11 protein-coding genes are annotated in these 16,946 nt (G+C 72.5%); 10 read left to right on the forward strand and 1 reads right to left on the reverse strand.

What is annotated here, in order from left to right; genetic code table 11:
• Positions 1-194 precede the first annotated feature (194 nt).
• From ACWCRA_RS14625 to exaC, 9 genes are all read left to right on the forward strand, one after another.
• The gene (locus ACWCRA_RS14625) at positions 195-3,149 is read left to right on the forward strand and encodes a DEAD/DEAH box helicase (protein WP_451067731.1); all 2,955 of its coding nucleotides are present in this window, start codon (positions 195-197) and stop codon (positions 3,147-3,149) included.
• Positions 3,146-4,555: an SWIM zinc finger family protein gene (locus ACWCRA_RS14630; RefSeq protein WP_451067732.1), complete on the forward strand. Its 1,410-nt coding sequence runs from the start codon at positions 3,146-3,148 to the stop codon at positions 4,553-4,555. Before ACWCRA_RS14625 ends, ACWCRA_RS14630 begins: the two co-directional genes overlap by 4 nt.
• 261 nt (positions 4,556-4,816) lie before the next feature.
• Positions 4,817-6,181, forward strand: coding sequence for an esterase-like activity of phytase family protein (locus ACWCRA_RS14635; protein ID WP_451067733.1), 1,365 nt, complete (start codon positions 4,817-4,819; stop codon positions 6,179-6,181).
• Between the two features lie 432 nt (positions 6,182-6,613).
• Positions 6,614-7,216 carry an N-acetylmuramoyl-L-alanine amidase gene (locus ACWCRA_RS14640; RefSeq protein WP_351543863.1) on the forward strand — a complete coding sequence of 201 codons (603 nt, stop codon included), beginning with the start codon at positions 6,614-6,616 and terminating at the stop codon, positions 7,214-7,216.
• Positions 7,217-7,363: 147 nt separating this feature from the next.
• Complete coding sequence (locus tag ACWCRA_RS14645) at positions 7,364-8,617, forward strand: GAF domain-containing protein (RefSeq protein ID WP_351543866.1); 1,254 nt, start codon at positions 7,364-7,366, stop codon at positions 8,615-8,617.
• 108 nt (positions 8,618-8,725) lie between these two features.
• Positions 8,726-10,195, forward strand: a complete 1,470-nt coding sequence (locus tag ACWCRA_RS14650; RefSeq protein WP_351543869.1) for an aldehyde dehydrogenase family protein — start codon at positions 8,726-8,728, stop codon at positions 10,193-10,195.
• 74 nt (positions 10,196-10,269) lie between these two features.
• Positions 10,270-11,814 (forward strand): APC family permease, encoded by a 1,545-nt coding sequence (locus tag ACWCRA_RS14655; RefSeq protein ID WP_351544037.1) that lies wholly within the window; start codon positions 10,270-10,272, stop codon positions 11,812-11,814.
• A 52-nt stretch (positions 11,815-11,866) separates the two neighbouring features.
• Positions 11,867-13,453, forward strand: a complete 1,587-nt coding sequence (locus tag ACWCRA_RS14660; protein ID WP_351543871.1) for a GMC family oxidoreductase — start codon at positions 11,867-11,869, stop codon at positions 13,451-13,453.
• A 121-nt stretch (positions 13,454-13,574) separates the two neighbouring features.
• On the forward strand, positions 13,575-15,098 hold the full coding sequence (gene exaC, locus ACWCRA_RS14665) for an acetaldehyde dehydrogenase ExaC (RefSeq protein ID WP_351543873.1): 1,524 nt from the start codon (positions 13,575-13,577) through the stop codon (positions 15,096-15,098).
• A 424-nt stretch (positions 15,099-15,522) separates the two neighbouring features.
• On the opposite strand, the gene ACWCRA_RS14670 is transcribed toward exaC, so the two are convergent.
• Positions 15,523-16,158, reverse strand: coding sequence for a hypothetical protein (locus ACWCRA_RS14670; RefSeq protein ID WP_451067734.1), 636 nt, complete (start codon positions 16,156-16,158; stop codon positions 15,523-15,525).
• Positions 16,159-16,522: 364 nt separating this feature from the next.
• Between ACWCRA_RS14670 and ACWCRA_RS14675 the strand changes: the two genes are divergently transcribed.
• Positions 16,523-16,942: a hypothetical protein gene (locus tag ACWCRA_RS14675; protein ID WP_351543879.1), complete on the forward strand. Its 420-nt coding sequence runs from the start codon at positions 16,523-16,525 to the stop codon at positions 16,940-16,942.
• The last annotated feature ends 4 nt before the right edge of the window (positions 16,943-16,946 follow it).

The following is a 16,946-nucleotide window of genomic DNA, read 5'->3' on the forward strand; positions in this document are numbered from 1 at the left end:
GCCATGACGCCACCACCCGGAGCGCACGGGTGGTGGCCCCCCGCCCCCGGGGGTGGTGCTGGGTACACCCCGGGCCCGCACCGGGGAGAGTGGGGCGGATCACAGCTCCGGTGAGAAGCGCTCCGGCGCCGGATCGAGTACCCTCGGCGACTCCCACTTGTGCGCTAGTCAAATTTGAGGAATGCGTCATCGCTGTGCACCGGCCCCCCGCGGCAACGCCCTCCCCTGCCTCCCCCGACCCCTCCGCTCCCCCTCCGCCCTCCCCGGCTCTCCTCGCCCGCCACTCCGTGGTGTTCCTTCCCGGGGACCCGGCCCGCACCGGCCGGGTCGCCTTCTGGCACCCCGGCGGAGCGACGGACCCGGACAGCGGCCCGGCCACGGACCGGGGCACGGGCCCGGACACGGGCCCGCTCCTGGACACGGACCGGCTGACGGTCGTCCAGGACGACGCGCGCCCGCGCGCCGTGCCCGCGCTGCTGCTGCCCGTCTCCGCCGCGCTGCCCGTCCTCACCAGGGCACGCACCGTCGAGGGCGCCTCCCCCTCCGCCGTCTTCTGGGGGTCGGCCGCCGTGCTCGCCCTGCACCTCGCCGCGCGCGGGCTGCTGCTCCCCGGTCTCACCCCCACCGACCACGACTCCTGGCGGATGGGCCCGCTGGCCGCCGAGGACCTGGAGCGCGTCCGTGTCCTCGCCGCCTCCATGCCCCCCAGCGCCCATGCCGTACCCCTGGACGCCCCGGAGTCCGGCGTACCGCTGCTGCCGGAACCGGAAGGGCTGCTGCGGTCGTTTCTCGACGCGGTCGCGGACGGGCTGCCCCGTACCCCCGCGGCGCCCGCGGCCGCAGGGGACGCGGCGTTCACCGCGCAGGCACCGCGGCGACTGCCCGGGCACCGGGCGTGGGCGGCGGAGATCGCCGCCGGCCATGACGCGGGCGTACGCCTGTCCCTGCGGATCGACCTCACCGGCGACCTCGGCACCGATCCCGGTGACGGCGGGGACGAGCGTGCCCGGCCGGCCTTCCGCGCCGTGCTCCAGATGCACAGCGTCAGCGATCCGGCCGTGGTCGCGGACACCGCCGATGTGTGGGCCGGCGGGGACCGCCCGGGAAGCGCGTTCGGGCCGCGTGCCCGGATGGACGCGCTGCTGGCCCTCCGCCGGGCCGCCCGGGCCTGGCCCCCGCTCGGCCCGCTGCTGCACGCCGCCGTCCCCGACTCCCTGGACCTCGCGGACGAGGAGGTCACCGAGCTGCTCGGGGAGGCGGCCGGGGCGCTCGCGGCGTGCGGCGTCCAGATCCACTGGCCCCGGGAGCTGGCCCACCGGCTCACCGCCCGCGCCGTGATCGGCCCGCCCGACGACCACGGGACGGCGACCGGGTCGGGGCTGCCCTCCGTGCTGTCGGCCGACGCCCTGCTCGCCTTCGATTGGCGGTTCACCCTGGGCGACCGCCCGTTGACCCGCGAGGAGCTCGACCGGCTCGCCGAGACCGGCCGGCCGCTGGTGCGGCTGCGCGACCAGTGGGTGATCGTCGACCCCCGGGAGGTCCGGCGCGCCCAGGGGAGCCAGGACCGGAAGCTGACGCCGATCGACGCGCTGAGCGCCGTGCTGACCGGCACGGCCGAGGTCGACGGCCGTCAGGTGGAGGTCGAGGCGTCCGGCTGGGTGGCGCGGCTGCGCGACCGGCTCGCCGACCCGGAGGGCGGGGTTCAGGAGATCGGCCAGCCCGCCGCACTCGACGCGACCCTGCGCGACTACCAGCTCCGCGGCCTCAACTGGCTGCACCGGATGACGTCCCTGGGGCTCGGCGGCTGTCTCGCCGACGACATGGGCCTCGGCAAGACCATCACCCTCATCGCTCTCCATCTCCACCGGCAGACCGACGCGTCGGCCGCCGGGCCCACCCTGGTGGTCTGCCCGACCTCCCTGATGGGCAACTGGCAGCGGGAGATCGAGCGGTTCGCGCCCGGCACACCGGTCCGCAGGTTCCACGGCCCCTCCCGCGAACTCGGGAACCCGGCGGACGGGGAGTTCGTTCTGACGACGTACGGCACGATGCGGCTCGACGCCGGGAGACTCGCCGGTGTGGCGTGGGGCATGGTCGTCGCCGATGAGGCACAGCACGTCAAGAATCCGTACTCGGCGACCGCCCGCCAACTGCGCACCCTCGGCGCGAAGGCACGGATCGCCCTGAGCGGCACCCCCGTGGAGAACAATCTGTCCGAGCTGTGGGCGATCCTCGACTGGACGACACCCGGTCTGCTCGGACGGCTCGGCACCTTCCGCACCCGCTACGCGAGCGCGGTGGAGGGAGGCGACGATCCCGCGGCGGCCCGGCGGCTGGCCACGCTGGTCGGCCCGTTCCTGCTGCGGCGGCGCAAGTCCGACCCGGGCATCGCCCCGGAGCTGCCGCCGAAGACGGAGACCGACCGGGCCGTCTCCCTCACCGCCGAACAGGCCGGACTGTACGAAGCGGTGGTGCGGGAGACGCTGGCCGCGATCTCCGGCGCGGACGGCATGGAGCGGCGCGGGCTGGTGATGAAGCTCCTCACGGCGCTCAAGCAGATCTGCAACCACCCGGCCCAGTATCTGAAGGAGGAACAGCCCCGGACGGGAGACCGTTCGGGCAAGGTCGAACTGCTGGACGAACTGCTGGACACGATCCTCGCCGAGGGCGCGAGCGTGCTGGTCTTCACCCAGTACGTCCGGATGGCGCGGCTGCTGGAGCGGCATCTCGCCGCCCGGGGCGTGCGGACACAGTTCCTGCACGGCGGTACGCCGGTGGCCGAGCGCGAGGCCATGGTGAACCGCTTCCAGAGCGGCGGTGCACCGGTCTTCCTGCTCTCCCTGAAAGCGGCGGGCACCGGGCTGAATCTGACCCGGGCCGAGCATGTCGTCCACTTCGACCGCTGGTGGAACCCGGCGGTCGAGGCCCAGGCCACGGACCGGGCGTACCGCATCGGGCAGACCCAGCCGGTGCAGGTCCACCGGCTCATCGCCGAGGGGACCATCGAGGACCGGATCGCGGACATGCTGGCGCGCAAGAGCCGGCTGGCGGACGCGGTCCTCGGTTCCGGCGAGGCCGCGCTGACCGAGTTGACCGACACCGAACTGGCGGATCTGGTGGAGCTGCGAGGGGGCGGCGGAACACGATGAACGACTTCAACGACCTGGACGAACACGAGGAACACGACGAACACGACGAACACGGGGAACACCGGGAAGACGAGGAACACGAGGAATCGGACGACGCCGGCCACGGGAGCGGCCGGTCCGGTCACGGCGGTGCGGGGGACGAGGTGCGGACCTTCCCCGCGCAGCCGCCGGCGCGCGGGCGCGGCTTCGCCGCCAGCTGGTGGGGCCAGGCCTGGCTCAAGGCCCTTCAGGACACGGCACTCGACGGCGAGCAGCTGACCCGGGGCCGCCGCAGTGCGCGGGCCGGCGCGGTGGGGGCGGTCTCGGTGCGCCCCGGCCGGATCACCGCGGTCGTCAGGGACCGGGACGGCACCGGACACCGCTGCGATGTGCTGCTCACGGAGCTGACCGACACCGCCTGGGACCGGTTCCTCGACATGGCCGTCGACCGGGCGGAACACATCGCGGCGCTGCTGGACCGCGAGATGCCGCCGCACCTGGTCGAGGACGCGGCCACGACGGGGGTCGAACTCCTGCCGGGCATCGGCGATCTGGAGCCCGAGTGCGGCTGTGGGGCCTGGGATCTCTGTCCGCACACCGCGGCCCTCTGCTACGAGGTGGCCCGGCTGCTGGACCAGGACCCCTTCGTCCTCCTGCTGCTGCGGGGGCGCGGGGAGCGCCGGCTCCTCGACGAACTCCAGCTGCGCAGCGTCGCGCGGGCGGCCGGCTCCTCCCCCAGCGCCGAGGCGGAGAGCGGACCGGCGGACCGCGGGGTGCGGGCGGACGAGGCCTTCGCCGCGCGGGACATCCTGCCGCCGCTGCCCGCTCCCCCGGCGGTACCCGCCGAGCCGGGCCGGCCGCCCGCGCTGGACAGCGGGAGCGAGCCCGCGCCCGGGATCGACCCCGACGCGCTGGAGTTCCTGGCCTCCGACGCCGCGGCCCGGGCCCATCGGCTGCTGGCGGAGGCGCTCGCGCCCGGCCATGGGCGCCAGCCCCCGGAGCCCGCGCTGACGGCCGGCGAGGACGCGGTCCGGCTGGCGGCCTCGGTGCCCGGGCCGGTGATCGCCCGCCGGCTGGCCGAGAGCACCGGGCGCGGACGCGCCGGACTGGACCGCGCGGTACGGGCCTGGCGCGCGGGCGGCGCGGCGGGGCTCGCCGTCCTGGACGAGGTGTGGGCGCCCGGCCAGGAGGAGCTGGCCCGGGCGGCGGCCGTGCTGGGTTCGGCCTGGGAGGGCGCGGCCCGGCCCCGGCTGCGCGCCTCCGGGCCCGGCCGCTGGACGGTCATCGGCGCCGAGACCCAGTTGCGGCTGGGCGGCGACGGCCGCTGGTGGCCCTACCGCCGGGAGCAGGGCCACTGGTGCCCGGCGGGCCCGGGCGCCCACGACCCGGCGGAAGCGCTCGCGGAGGCGCTGGGCGAAGCGGGCTGACGGAGAGCCGAGGCGGAGCCGGGGCCCGTGGGACACCCCACGGGCCCCGGGCGTATCAGGGCGCATCCCCCACCCCCCGTACCCCGTGGGGTGGCACGGGCACCAACGGAATCGGCGAAACGCGCCCCGGGGCGCGGGGTCGTCGGGCAGTCTTCATCCCGACGCCATCCGGCGTCCGGATGGGACGACCGGCCGAGCCCTTCCCCCCGGGCACGTCCGGTCCGCCGGAACCATCCACCTTGTCCCCACCAAGGAGGCCCGATGTCCCCCCGCACCCAGCCCTCATCCGTACGGCGCCGCCGTCTCACCGCGGCCCTGCCGATCGCCCTGGTGACGGCGATCGCCGTGACCGGCACGGCCACCGGTGTCGCCCCCGCGCCGGGGAGCGAGCCCGAGGAGCGGCCGCGCCTGGTGGGTTCGGCCGTCCTCGACGAGATCCCCCTGGGCGAGTTCAGCAACGCGCTGCTGCCGGGCTCGGTCTCCGACGACCGCGGCGTCCGTCTCGGCGTCGGCAGCGATCTCCACCCGGCCGGCCGCGAGGGCGAGTTCTGGACCGTGACCGACCGCGGCCCCAATGGGCAGATCAGGGTCGACGGCACGAAGCGCCGCACCTTCCCGGTGCCGGAGTTCGACCCGGCGCTGGTGAAGATCCGGGTGTCCGGAGAGCGGGTGCGGGTGCTCAAGGCGATTCCCCTCACCACCTCCTCCGGCGCGCCGGTCACCGGCCTGCCCAACCAGGCGTCCCGCGACGAGGCACCGTACACGTACGACGCGCGGACCCCGCTCCCGTACAACCCGAGCGGTCTGGACACCGAGGGGATGGTGCGGGCGCCCGATGGCTCGTTCTGGCTCGCCGACGAGTACGGCCCCTCGCTGGTGCACGTCTCCCCCCGCGGGCGGGTGCTGGCCCGCTATGTGCCCGAGGGGCTGAGGCTGGAAGGGGCCGGCTATCCGGTGGTCGAGGCGCTGCCGGCGATTCTGCTCCAGCGCAAGCTCAACCGGGGCTTCGAGGGGCTGGCCCTGCTGCCCGGCGGCGATCTGGTCGCGGCGGTGCAGAGTCCGCTGTCGGTGCCGGACGTGGCCGCGGGCGAGGCGTCGCGCAATGTGCGGCTGGTGCGCTTCTCCCCGGCGGAGGGCGCCGTGACGGCGGAGTACGCCTACCGGTTCGACCCGGTGAACGTGGTCGACCCCGGCGAGAGCGACACATCGGAGCTGAAGATCTCCTCGCTCGTCGCACTGGACCGCCGCACCCTGCTGGTGCAGGAGCGCACGGACAAGTCGTCCCGGCTCCACCGGGTCACCCTGCCGCGCGGCGCGGGCATTCTGGGCAGCCGCTGGGACGACCCGGCGACCTCGCCCAGCTATGAGCAGACCGGTGACCCCTCGGCGGCGGGCGTGCCGGTGCTGAAGAAGTCCCTGGTCGTCGACTTCGGTACGGTCCCCGGGGTGCCCGGGAAGATCGAGGGGATCGCCCTGGCCGGCGAGCGCACTCTCGCGCTCGTCAACGACAACGACTTCGGGATGACGGACGGGCCCGGGGCCTTCGGCCCGGACGGACGGCTGATCGACAGCGGTGTCGACACCCATGTGGTCCAGGTGCGGCTGCCGCGGTCGCTGACGGACTGATCACGGGCCACGCGCTCCCGCCCCACCGGAGCCGCCCGGGTCCGGTCCCCGGGCGGCTCCGCCCTCGGCACCCGCCCTACCACAGCTCTATTTGCTCTGCGCCGAGTTGCCAGAAAAATCCGCCGATGGCGCCCTGACGCCGTACCGTGAAGGGGACCCCGCCGGTCAGCCGTCTCCGTCCACTCGGTCCACTCCCTCCGCTGCGCCCCCTCCGCACCTTCCGTCACTTCAGCCCCTTCCGTTCGCGACACCGGATCACGCCACACCAGGACACCCGCGCCGGAACAGCGACATCAGCGCCACCGGGTCGGCGACACCGGCGCACCCGCCTCACCGGACATCCCCGGCGAACGACCGCCGACAGGAGATCCTCTCGGTGACCCCGGCGCCACCCGGCGGGGTCACCGACAGCCCCATCGGAAGAGAGGCCCCATGGACCGGAGAAAAGTGATCGGCGGAGCCGCCGCCGCGGCGGCCGCCGGCCTTCTGCTGCCGTCTGCCGCCGCCCGGGCCACCGACGCCCGGCCGGCGCCCGCCCCCAGGGCGGGCACCGACTACCCGGGCGCCCACTGGCTGCCCGCGTCGGCGTCCAACTACACCGCCGCCGGACGCCCTTCGTCCCACCGGATCGATGTCGTCGTCATCCATGTCACCCAGGAGACCTTCACCGACACCGTGAAGATCTTCCAGAACCCGGCGAGGAAGGTCTCCGCCCACTATGTGGTCCGCTCGTCCGACGGCTATGTGGCGCAGTGTGTGCGGGAGCGCGACATCGGATGGCACGCGGGCAACTGGGACCACAACACCCGCAGCGTCGGCATCGAGCACGAGGGCTGGGTGGACCGGCCCGCCTACTTCACCCATGCGCTCTACGAGCGGTCGGCGGCCCTCACCGCCTCGGTCTGCGAGCGGTACGGCATCCCCAAGGACCGAGCCCACATCATCGGTCACCACGAGGTCCCCGGCGCCACGCACACCGACCCCGGCCCCCTCTGGGACTGGACGCGCTACATCCGTCTCGTCAACTTCGCCTGACCCGGGCGCGCCTCCGTCCCGGCGGAGCCGCTCCGCCGGGACGGAGGCGGCGCCCGTACCCCATGTCACGCCCAGCGCCCCGTCCGCCGTACCGCCCGTTGCCGCACCCCGGCCGCCTCGGTCGCGCTGGAGGGCGGGGAGGCCGATGTGAACGACCCGTGGGTGGCCCTGGAACCGGGCGCGGACCCGGTCGAACGGCTCGCCGTGCTGCGCCGGGCGTACGACGCTTACCTCGCCGAGGGCCGGTCCGGACCTCCCGTGCGCTCCGTCGTGGCCGACTCCTGGCGGCGCTCCGCCCGGGCCCGGGTGAATCCCGACGGCACACCCGGCATCGACATGGACGACGACGCCGTCCTCGCCCACCGCGAGAGCCATCCGCTGGCCCCGGTGATGCCGCTGGTACGGGAACTGACGGGCAGCTACGCACGGGACGGCGACCATCTGGTGGCGGTCTGCGACGCGCAGGGACGGCTGCTGTGGGTCGAGGGGCCGCCCGGGGCGCGCCGGGCGGCGGGACGGATGAACTTCGTCCCGGGGGCCCGCTGGGCCGAGTCGGTCGCCGGGACCAACGCGCCCGGGACGGCGCTCACGGTCGGCAGACCCGTCCAGGTCTTCGCCGCCGAGCACTTCCGCCGCCCGGTGCACTCCTGGACCTGCGCCGCCGCCCCGGTCCGCGACCCGGCCAGCGGACGGGTACTGGGCGCCGTGGACATCACGGGCGGCGACCGGCTCGCCCATCCGCACAGCCTCGCCTTCGTGGGAGCCGTCGCCCGCGCCGCCGAGTCCCAGCTCGCGCTGCTCACCCCGGCCCCCCGCCCCGACCAGGTGCAGCTCTCCGCGCTCGGCCGGGACGAGGCACTGCTGACGGCGGGCGGGCGCAGGACCCGGCTGAGCCGCCGGCACAGCGAGATCCTGGTCGTGCTGGCCAACCGCCCGGAGGGCATCGGCGGTGACGAACTGCTGATCGAGCTGTACGAGGACGAGTCGGTCACCCCGGTCACCCTGCGGGCCGAACTGCACCGGCTGCGCGGTCTGCTGGGGCCGGGGCTGCTCTGCTCCCGGCCCTATCGGCTCGCCGCCCGGGTGGACACGGACTTCACCGCGGTCGCCCGGCGGCTGGCCTCGGGGGCGCTGACCGGCGCGATCGGCGCGTACGCCGGCCCGCTGCTGCCCGCCTCCCGGGCGCCCGCGGTGGTCCGGCTGCGCCGCAGACTCGCGGACCAGGTGCGCGCCGCCCTGCTGTCGCGGGCCGATCCCGGGCTGCTGATGGACTGGGCGCACAGCCCCTGGGGCGAGGACGACCTCCCGGTGTGGCGCGCCCTGGCCTCCGTGCTCCCCTCGTCCCAGCGGCCGTCCGCACTCGCCCGGGTCCGCGAACTCGACAGCTGGCAACGGGGGTGACGGCCTCGGCGACCACCAGCAGAGAAAGATCGACATCATGTGATTACCCGTGAGTAGCCCGGGTAGACGCCGCCGTGGCCGGCCGTCCGACACCAGGAGCGCACCTACATGCCCGAACTGTTCATCAATGGCGAGTGGACCACCTCCCGCGACGGAGGAGTGCGGGAGATCCGCTGCCCGGCGGACGGCACTCTCGTGGCGGCCGTGGACGAGGCCGGCCCCGCGGACGCGGCGGCGGCCGTCGCCGCCGCCCGGGAGGCCTTCGACCACGGCCCCTGGCCCCGCACCCCGGCAGCCGAGCGCGGCGCCCTGCTGCTGCGGGTCGCGAGCCTCCTGGAGCGCGACAAGGCGGCGCTCGCCCGGGCCGAGTCCCTGGACACGGGGAAGCGGCTGGTGGAGAGCGAGTACGACATGGACGACATCGCGGCCTGCTTCCGCTACTTCGGCGCGCTGACCGCGGCGGGCGGGGGCGGGCGGGTCGTCGACACCGGCGGCGCGGACGCCGACAGCCAGGTGGTGTACGAGCCGGTCGGGGTCTGCGCCCTGATCACCCCCTGGAACTATCCCCTGCTCCAGACAGCGTGGAAGGTGGCCCCGGCGCTCGGCGCGGGCAACACCTTCGTCCTCAAGCCCAGTGAACTGACCCCGCACACCGCGATGCTGCTGATGCGGCTGCTGGCCGAGGCGGGGCTGCCCGACGGGGTGGCCAATCTGGTGCTGGGGGCGGGGCCCCGGACCGGGGCGCCGCTCAGCGAGGACCCGGGGGTCGATCTGGTCTCCTTCACCGGCGGACTGGTGACCGGACGGCGGGTGATGGCCGCCGCCGCGCCCACGGTGAAGAAGGTCGCACTGGAGCTGGGCGGCAAGAATCCCAATATCGTCTTCGCGGACGCCGACTTCGAGACCGCCGTGGACTACGCGCTCACCGCGGTCTTCCTCCACTCGGGGCAGGTCTGCTCGGCGGGAGCACGGCTGCTGGTCCAGGACGAACTGCACGAGCGGTTCACGGACGCGGTCGTCGCGGGGGCGGAGCGCATCCGGCTGGGCGGTCCCTTCGACCCGGCCGCCCGCACCGGGCCGCTGATCTCCGCCGCGCACCGGGAGAAGGTCGAGGCGTATGTGGCGGCGGGGCTGGCCGAGGGCGCGGTGCTGCGCTGCGGTGGCCGGAGGCCGGAGGACCCGGCACTGAAGAACGGTTTCTTCTATCTGCCGACCGTGCTGGACGAGTGCACCGCACAGATGTCGGTGGTCCGTGAGGAATCGTTTGGCCCGGTGCTCACGGTGGAGCGCTTCCACAGCGAGGAGGAGGCCGTGGCGCTCGCCAACGACACGGTCTACGGTCTGGCCGGGGCGGTGTGGACGACGGACGAGGGACGGGCCCGGCGGGTGGCGTCCCGGCTGCGGGCCGGAACCGTGTGGATCAACGACTTCCACCCCTATGTGCCGCAGGCCGAGTGGGGCGGGATGAAACAGTCCGGTTTCGGGCGCGAGCTGGGTCCCTCCGGTCTCGCGGAGTACCAGGAAGCGAAGCACGTCTGGCGCAATCTCGCTCCCCGCCCGCAGGGCTGGTTCGCGTGACCGGGGAGCGCCCCGGGGGCGCCTCCGCATCCCCCGAGGGGCGGCCGGGGAGCAGCGCCGGACCGGACGGAGGGATATCCTCCCCCGGGGGCGCCAAGGCCCCCGGGGACGACGACGCGCTCGGTCTGCTGGGCTACCGCCCCGAACTGAAGCGCACGCTGGGCACCTTCCACACCTTCGCCGCCGGCATCAGCTACATCTCCATCCTCACCGGCACCTTCCAGCTCTTCTACTTCGGTGTCTCCTTCGGCGGACCGTCCTACTGGTGGTCGTGGCCCCTGGTCTTCGCCGGTCAGTTGATGGTGGCCCTCTGCTTCTGCGAACTGGCGGCCCGCTACCCCGTCGCCGGGTCCGTCTACAACTGGGCCAAGTCCATGGGCGGTCCGCACACCGGCTGGCTCGGCGGCTGGATGATGCTCACGGCGACCATGGTGACCCTGGCCGCCGTGGCGCTCGCCTACCAGATCACGCTGCCGCAGATCGACGACTGGTTCCAGTTCGTCGGCGACGGCACCGGTACGTCCGACGCCGCCGCGAACGCGGTGCTCCTCGGCTCGGTGCTCATCCTCTTCTCCACCCTGGTGAACGCCTTCGGCGTCAAGCTGATGGCACGGATCAACTCGGCGGGCGTGTTCATCGAACTGATCGCCGCCGTCGCGCTGATCGTGCTGCTCGCCGCGAGCATCACCCGCGGTCCCGTCGAGACGCTCACCGAGACCCAGGGACTCGGCGGCGACCACTCCATCGGATACTTCGGCGCGTTCCTCACCGCATCGCTGGCCTCCGCCTATGTCATGTACGGCTTCGACACCGCGTCCTCGCTCGGCGAGGAGTCGCACAACCCGAGCCGCAACGCGCCCCGCGCGATCCTGCGCGCCCTGGTCGCCTCCTTCCTCATCGGCGGGCTCATTCTGCTCTTCGCGCTGATGGCGGTCCCCGATCTGGCGTCGGAGGAGCTGACCACCGGCGGACTGCAGTACGTGGTCCTGGAGACCCTGGGCTCCACGGTCGGCGAGATCGTGCTCTGGTGCGTCGTCGTCGCGATCACGGTCTGTGTGCTCGCCGTCCACGCGGCCGGGATTCGGCTGATGTTCGCCATGGCCCGCGACAACAATCTGCCGGCGGGTTCCCTGCTCGCCCGGGTCAGCCCCCGCTTCCGCACCCCCGTCGCCCCGGCCGTGGTGATCGGTCTGGTGGGGGTCGCCATCCTGGTGATCAACATCAATCAGCCGCAGATCTTCTCGGTGATCACCAGCATCGCGATCATCATGATCTATCTGGCCTATCTGCTGGTCACCGTGCCCATGCTGATCCAGCGGCTGCGCGGCACCTGGAAGCCCGCCGAGGGCGCCTTCTCGCTCGGCCGCTTCGGACTGCCCGTCAACATCGTCGCGGTCGTGTGGGGTGCGGCCATGTCGCTCAACCTCGCCTGGCCGCGCGCCGAGGTCTACAACGCCACCGGTGAGCAGCACTGGTATCTGCGCTGGGGCGCGTTCCTGTTCATCGGGATCGTCGCGGCGGGCGGCTTCGCCTACTACTGGTTCGTGCAGCGGCACCGTACCGGCGTGCTCGACGAGCACCGGGCCGAGGCGCCCGGCGACCGGCCGTCCTCCGTCTGACCCCCTCCCCCTCCCCCTCTCCGACTCTCCCTCACCCTCCCTGGAGTTCCCCATGCCCTCTCGGAGCAGTTCCGTCCCTGCCTCCGGCCCCTCGTCCGTTCCCGTGTACGACTATGTGGTGGTCGGCGGCGGCACCGCGGGAGCCGTCATCGCCGCACGGCTCACCGAGGACCCGGGGGTGAGCGTCTGCGTCCTGGAGGCCGGACCCTCCGATGTCGGGGACGACAGCATTCTGCGGCTGGACCGGTGGATGGCGCTGCTGGACTCGGGGTACGACTGGGACTACCCCGTCGAACCACAGGACAACGGGAACAGCTTTATGCGCCACGCACGGGCCAAGGTGCTCGGCGGCTGCTCCTCGCACAACTCCTGTATCGCTTTCTGGGCGCCGGCGGAGGATCTCGACGAGTGGGCCGCGCTGGGCGCCTCCGGGTGGAGTGCCGAGGAGTGCTTCCCGCTCTACCGGCGTCTGGAGTCCAACGACGGCCCCGGTGAGCACCACGGCCGTTCCGGTCCGGTCACCATCCGGACCGTACCGCCGAACGACCCGTGCGGCAGGGCGCTGCTGTCGGCCTGCGCGGCGGCGGGTATCCCGACGACTCCCTTCAACAGCGGCTCGACGGTCGTGCGCGGTGCCCACTGGTTCCAGATCAACTGCCGTGAGGACGGCACCCGTTCCTCGGCCTCCGTGTCGTATCTGCATCCGGTCCTCGACCGGCCGAACCTCACCATACGCACCGGAGTGCAGGCCAAAGAGCTGCTCTTCGACGACGGCGGCCGGTGCGACGGAGTGGAGTTCCTGGAGCCGGACGCCCTGCACACCGGGTCGGTACGGGCCCGTCGCGAGGTGGTCGTCTCCTGCGGCGCCATCGACTCCCCGAAGCTCCTGATGCTCTCGGGGATCGGTCCCGCGGCGCATCTGCGGGAGGCCGGGGTGGAGATCCGGGTCGACGCCCCCGGAGTCGGCTCCCACCTCCAGGACCACCCCGAGGGTGTGATCATGTGGGAGGCGAAGCAGCCGATGGTCACCTCGTCGACCCAGTGGTGGGAGATCGGGGTCTTCGCGGACACCGAACCGGGTCTGGACCGGCCGGATCTGATGTTCCACTACGGCTCGGTGCCCTTCGATCTCAACACCTACCGGCGCGGCTACCCGACCTCGGACAACGCCTTCTGTCTCACTCCGAATGTCACCCGGGCCCGCTCCCGGGGCACGGTCCGGCTGCGGAGCCGGGACTTCCGGGACAAGCCGAGGGTCGATCCCCGCTACTTCACCCATGAGCACGACATCCGGGTGATGACACACGGGCTGCGGCTCGCCCGCGAGATCGTCGCCCAGCCGCAGATGGCGGGGTGGGCCGGCCGGGAGCTGGCCCCGGGGCCCGCGCTCGGTTCTGACGATGAGCTGTTCTCGTACATCCGCGACACCCACAACACCGTCTACCACCCGGCGGGAACCGTGCGCATGGGCGCGGTGGACGACGCGGACTCGCCGCTCGATCCGCAGCTGCGGGTCAAGGGGGTGCGCGGGCTGCGGGTGGCCGACGCCTCCGTGATGCCCACGCTGACCACCGTCAACCCCTGCATCACCACCATGATGATCGGCGAGCGGTGCGCCGATCTCCTCAGGGCCGGCTGACCCGCCGCGCCGGCGGGGGCGACGGGCGCGGCGCAACCTGATCGCAACGTCCGGGCTCCTAGCCTCCCGGTGACCGTCGTCCCGAGGTGGCGGCGGCGTCCGTCACCGGGAGGCTCTGGAGATGACCCGATACGCGGCACCGGGAAGCGACGGCGCGATCGTCTCGTACCAGCCCCGCTACGACCACTGGATCGGCGGGGCGTACGTACCGCCGGCCCGGGGTGCGTACTTCGAGAACCCGAGCCCGGTCAACGGCCGCCCGTTCACCGAGATCGCCCGTGGCACCGCGGAGGACGTCGAACGCGCCCTCGACGCGGCCCACGCCGCCGCACCGGCCTGGGGCCGTACCTCCGCGGGTGACCGGGCCGGTGTCCTGCTGCGGATCGCCGACCGGATGGAGGCCCGGCTGGAAGAGCTGGCGGTGGCGGAGAGCTGGGACAACGGCAAGCCGGTACGGGAGACCCTGGCCGCGGACATCCCGCTCGCGATCGACCACTTCCGCTACTTCGCCGGGGCGCTGCGCGCCCAGGAGGGGACGCTGAGCGAGATCGACGACGACACGGTCGCGTACCACTTCCACGAGCCGCTGGGGGTGGTCGCGCAGATCATTCCGTGGAACTTCCCGATCCTCATGGCGACCTGGAAACTCGCTCCGGCCCTGGCAGCGGGCAACGCGGTGGTGCTCAAGCCCGCCGAACAGACCCCGGCCTCGATCCACTTCTGGCTGAGCCTGGTCGCCGATCTGCTCCCGGACGGCGTGCTCAACATCGTCAACGGCTTCGGCGTGGAGGCGGGCAAGCCACTGGCGTCCAGCCCGCGCGTCGCGAAGATCGCCTTCACCGGGGAGACCACCACCGGGCGGCTGATCATGCAGTACGCCTCCGAGAACATCAAACCGGTCTCCCTGGAGCTCGGCGGGAAGTCGCCGAACATCTTCTTCGAGGACATCTGGGCCGCCGATGACGATCTGCGTGACAAGGCGCTCGAAGGCTTCACCATGTTCGCCCTTAACCAGGGCGAGGTCTGCACCTGTCCGTCCCGCGCCCTGATCCAGCGCGGTCACTACCACGAGTTCCTGGAGGCGGGCATCGCCCGCACCGAACAAATCGTCCCGGGCCACCCGCTGGACACGGACACGATGATCGGCGCCCAGGCGTCCAACGACCAGTTGCAGAAGATCCTCTCCTATCTGGACATCGGCCAGCAGGAGGGCGCGAAGGTGCTGACCGGCGGCCGGCGGATCGAGTACGACGGCGAGCTGGCCGGCGGGTACTACGTCCAGCCGACCGTCCTCGAGGGCGACAACCGGATGCGGGTCTTCCAGGAGGAGATCTTCGGCCCGGTCGTCGCCGTCACCTCCTTCTCCGACTTCGACGACGCGATCAGGACGGCGAACGACACGCTGTACGGCCTGGGAGCCGGGGTGTGGACGCGCGACGGCAACACCGCCTACCGGGCCGGCCGGGCCATTCAGGCGGGCAGGGTGTGGACGAACTGCTACCACGCGTATCCGGCGCATGCGGCTTTCGGCGGATACAAGTTGTCGGGGATCGGCCGTGAGACGCACCGGGTGCTGCTGGAGCACTACCAGCAGACGAAGAATCTCCTCGTGTCGTATTCGCCGAAGAAGCTGGGCTTCTTCTAGACCCAGGAAAAGGGCGCCTGACCAGGGGTTTTCCCTGGCGGGCGCCCTTTGTGACGCGGTTCTGTGCGGCGATTCGAAACTCGGCGTTACTCCCGATTTCTCCCACCCGTATCCCACTTCTGACCAGCTGTTCCGGGGCCATTCCGGGCCAGTGGCCGGTTAACTCGACCTCGGAGGCGCCCTTCCGGCTCCGCATGGAGTCCTCGATCAGCCGGTTGGCGTGGTCGCGTGTCTCGGCCAGGTATTTCGCGTAGTGCCGGAAGAGGACCTGGATGCTCTGTCCGGCGCGGCGTGCGCACTCAGCGGGGTCGACGCCGCGCCAGTCAGCTACCAGCCCCGTCAGGCGACGGGCCATGACGGACCAAGCCGGGTGGGCCTCAGAGCGCTGAGGCAGCCTCTCGTAGCGCGGCAGCTCTGCGGGCTCTCACAATCCAGCCGGCAGGTTTCCCTCGGTCGCGGGCAGCCCGTACCGCTTCACCTGGTCGTAGGTCAGTAGCACCCGCTCGGTGTGGCTCCAGCAGCCCGTCCGGGCGACCCAGTCGCGTTCGATGTCCTCGCCGGAGCAGTCGAAGTCGCCCACCACCAGGAGCACGGCGTCGCGGGGGTCCGCGGTGGCGCGGTCGCGGACGACGCCGGCGGAGGACTGGGAGCCGAAGCCGCGGACCACCAGGACCGGGATGCCGGTCTGGTCGAGCCGGCCGGTCAGCTGCCGGCGCAGGGGGTCCTTCTCCGCCGCGACGTACAGCGCATGCTCCTGGCCCTCGGTGCGGTCGAGGCGGAACCAGCCGGGCATCCGGGCGACGAAAGCGTCCGCGCCGTCCCAGGACGGCGGGACGTGGACCTCGCGGACGGTGTCGATCAGGTCCGGGAACCGGCCCTCCCGCCGGGCGCGGGCCAGGTGCGCGGAGAGGCGGCGGCACATCGGTGCCGTGTGCGGCAGCGCCCCTTCCGGCACCAGCCGGTACATCACCTGCCGCGGCGTGACACCGCCGTCGTAGCTGTCCACGATCTCCCTCGCCCGGTCCACCACGGCCGGCCACCGCACCCGTACGCGCGCCATGGAGGTACATGTACCCAGCTCGCCGGAGGACTGGTGCCCGGGCGCCAACACCGGGCCGCCCGTGCACCGCGCCGAGGAGAACCGCCTGCTGCCGCGAACCAGCCACCGGCAAGAGCCCGGAACAGATTCTTCCGGCCATGTCGGGGAAGCGGGGCAACCTTCCCCCTGTCGACGCCATGTCACCAGATACACGAGGGAACCGCCTTCAGCGCAGTCCTGACGGTGCTTCACGGGGGTGGTCCGTCCATCCGCTCCGGGAAGTGCCGACCCGCGCCTCTGCCTCGCTCGTCCGGCTCTCGTCGGTGCGGCAGGGGCGACGGCGGGCCGTCGTGGGCTGTGACCCGACACCGATCCAGGAGTTTGCATGAATACGTCCCTTGCCCGCCGGGCGGCTCTCGCCGTCACGGCTCTGGCGCTGACCGGTACCACTCTGACCGGTTTCGCCCCGTCCGCTCGGGCCGCCTCGATGGAGGTATGCGTCCTGGGGCAAAAAAGCCTGGGGGGAGCCAGGTTCTACTGCGAGTACGGCGTTTCCTGGGTCAATTACCCCAACGGTCACGACCAGGCCGTCGTCGTGGGAACGGACTATGCCGTCTGGACGAGTTGGGGCAAGCCAAACGAGTTCGGTGCCTGGAAGTCCATGGGCGGCGATGTTCGCAGCGCCGTGTATGTGACGAACAACGACACCGAGACTCCCAGGCTCACCGCGAAGGGCACGGACAACCGGTGGTGGTACATCCAGCGCCGCAACGACGGCTCCTGGAGCCCGTGGACGAGGACCTGACACA

Source organism: Streptomyces sp. NPDC001889 (assembly GCF_053594535.1).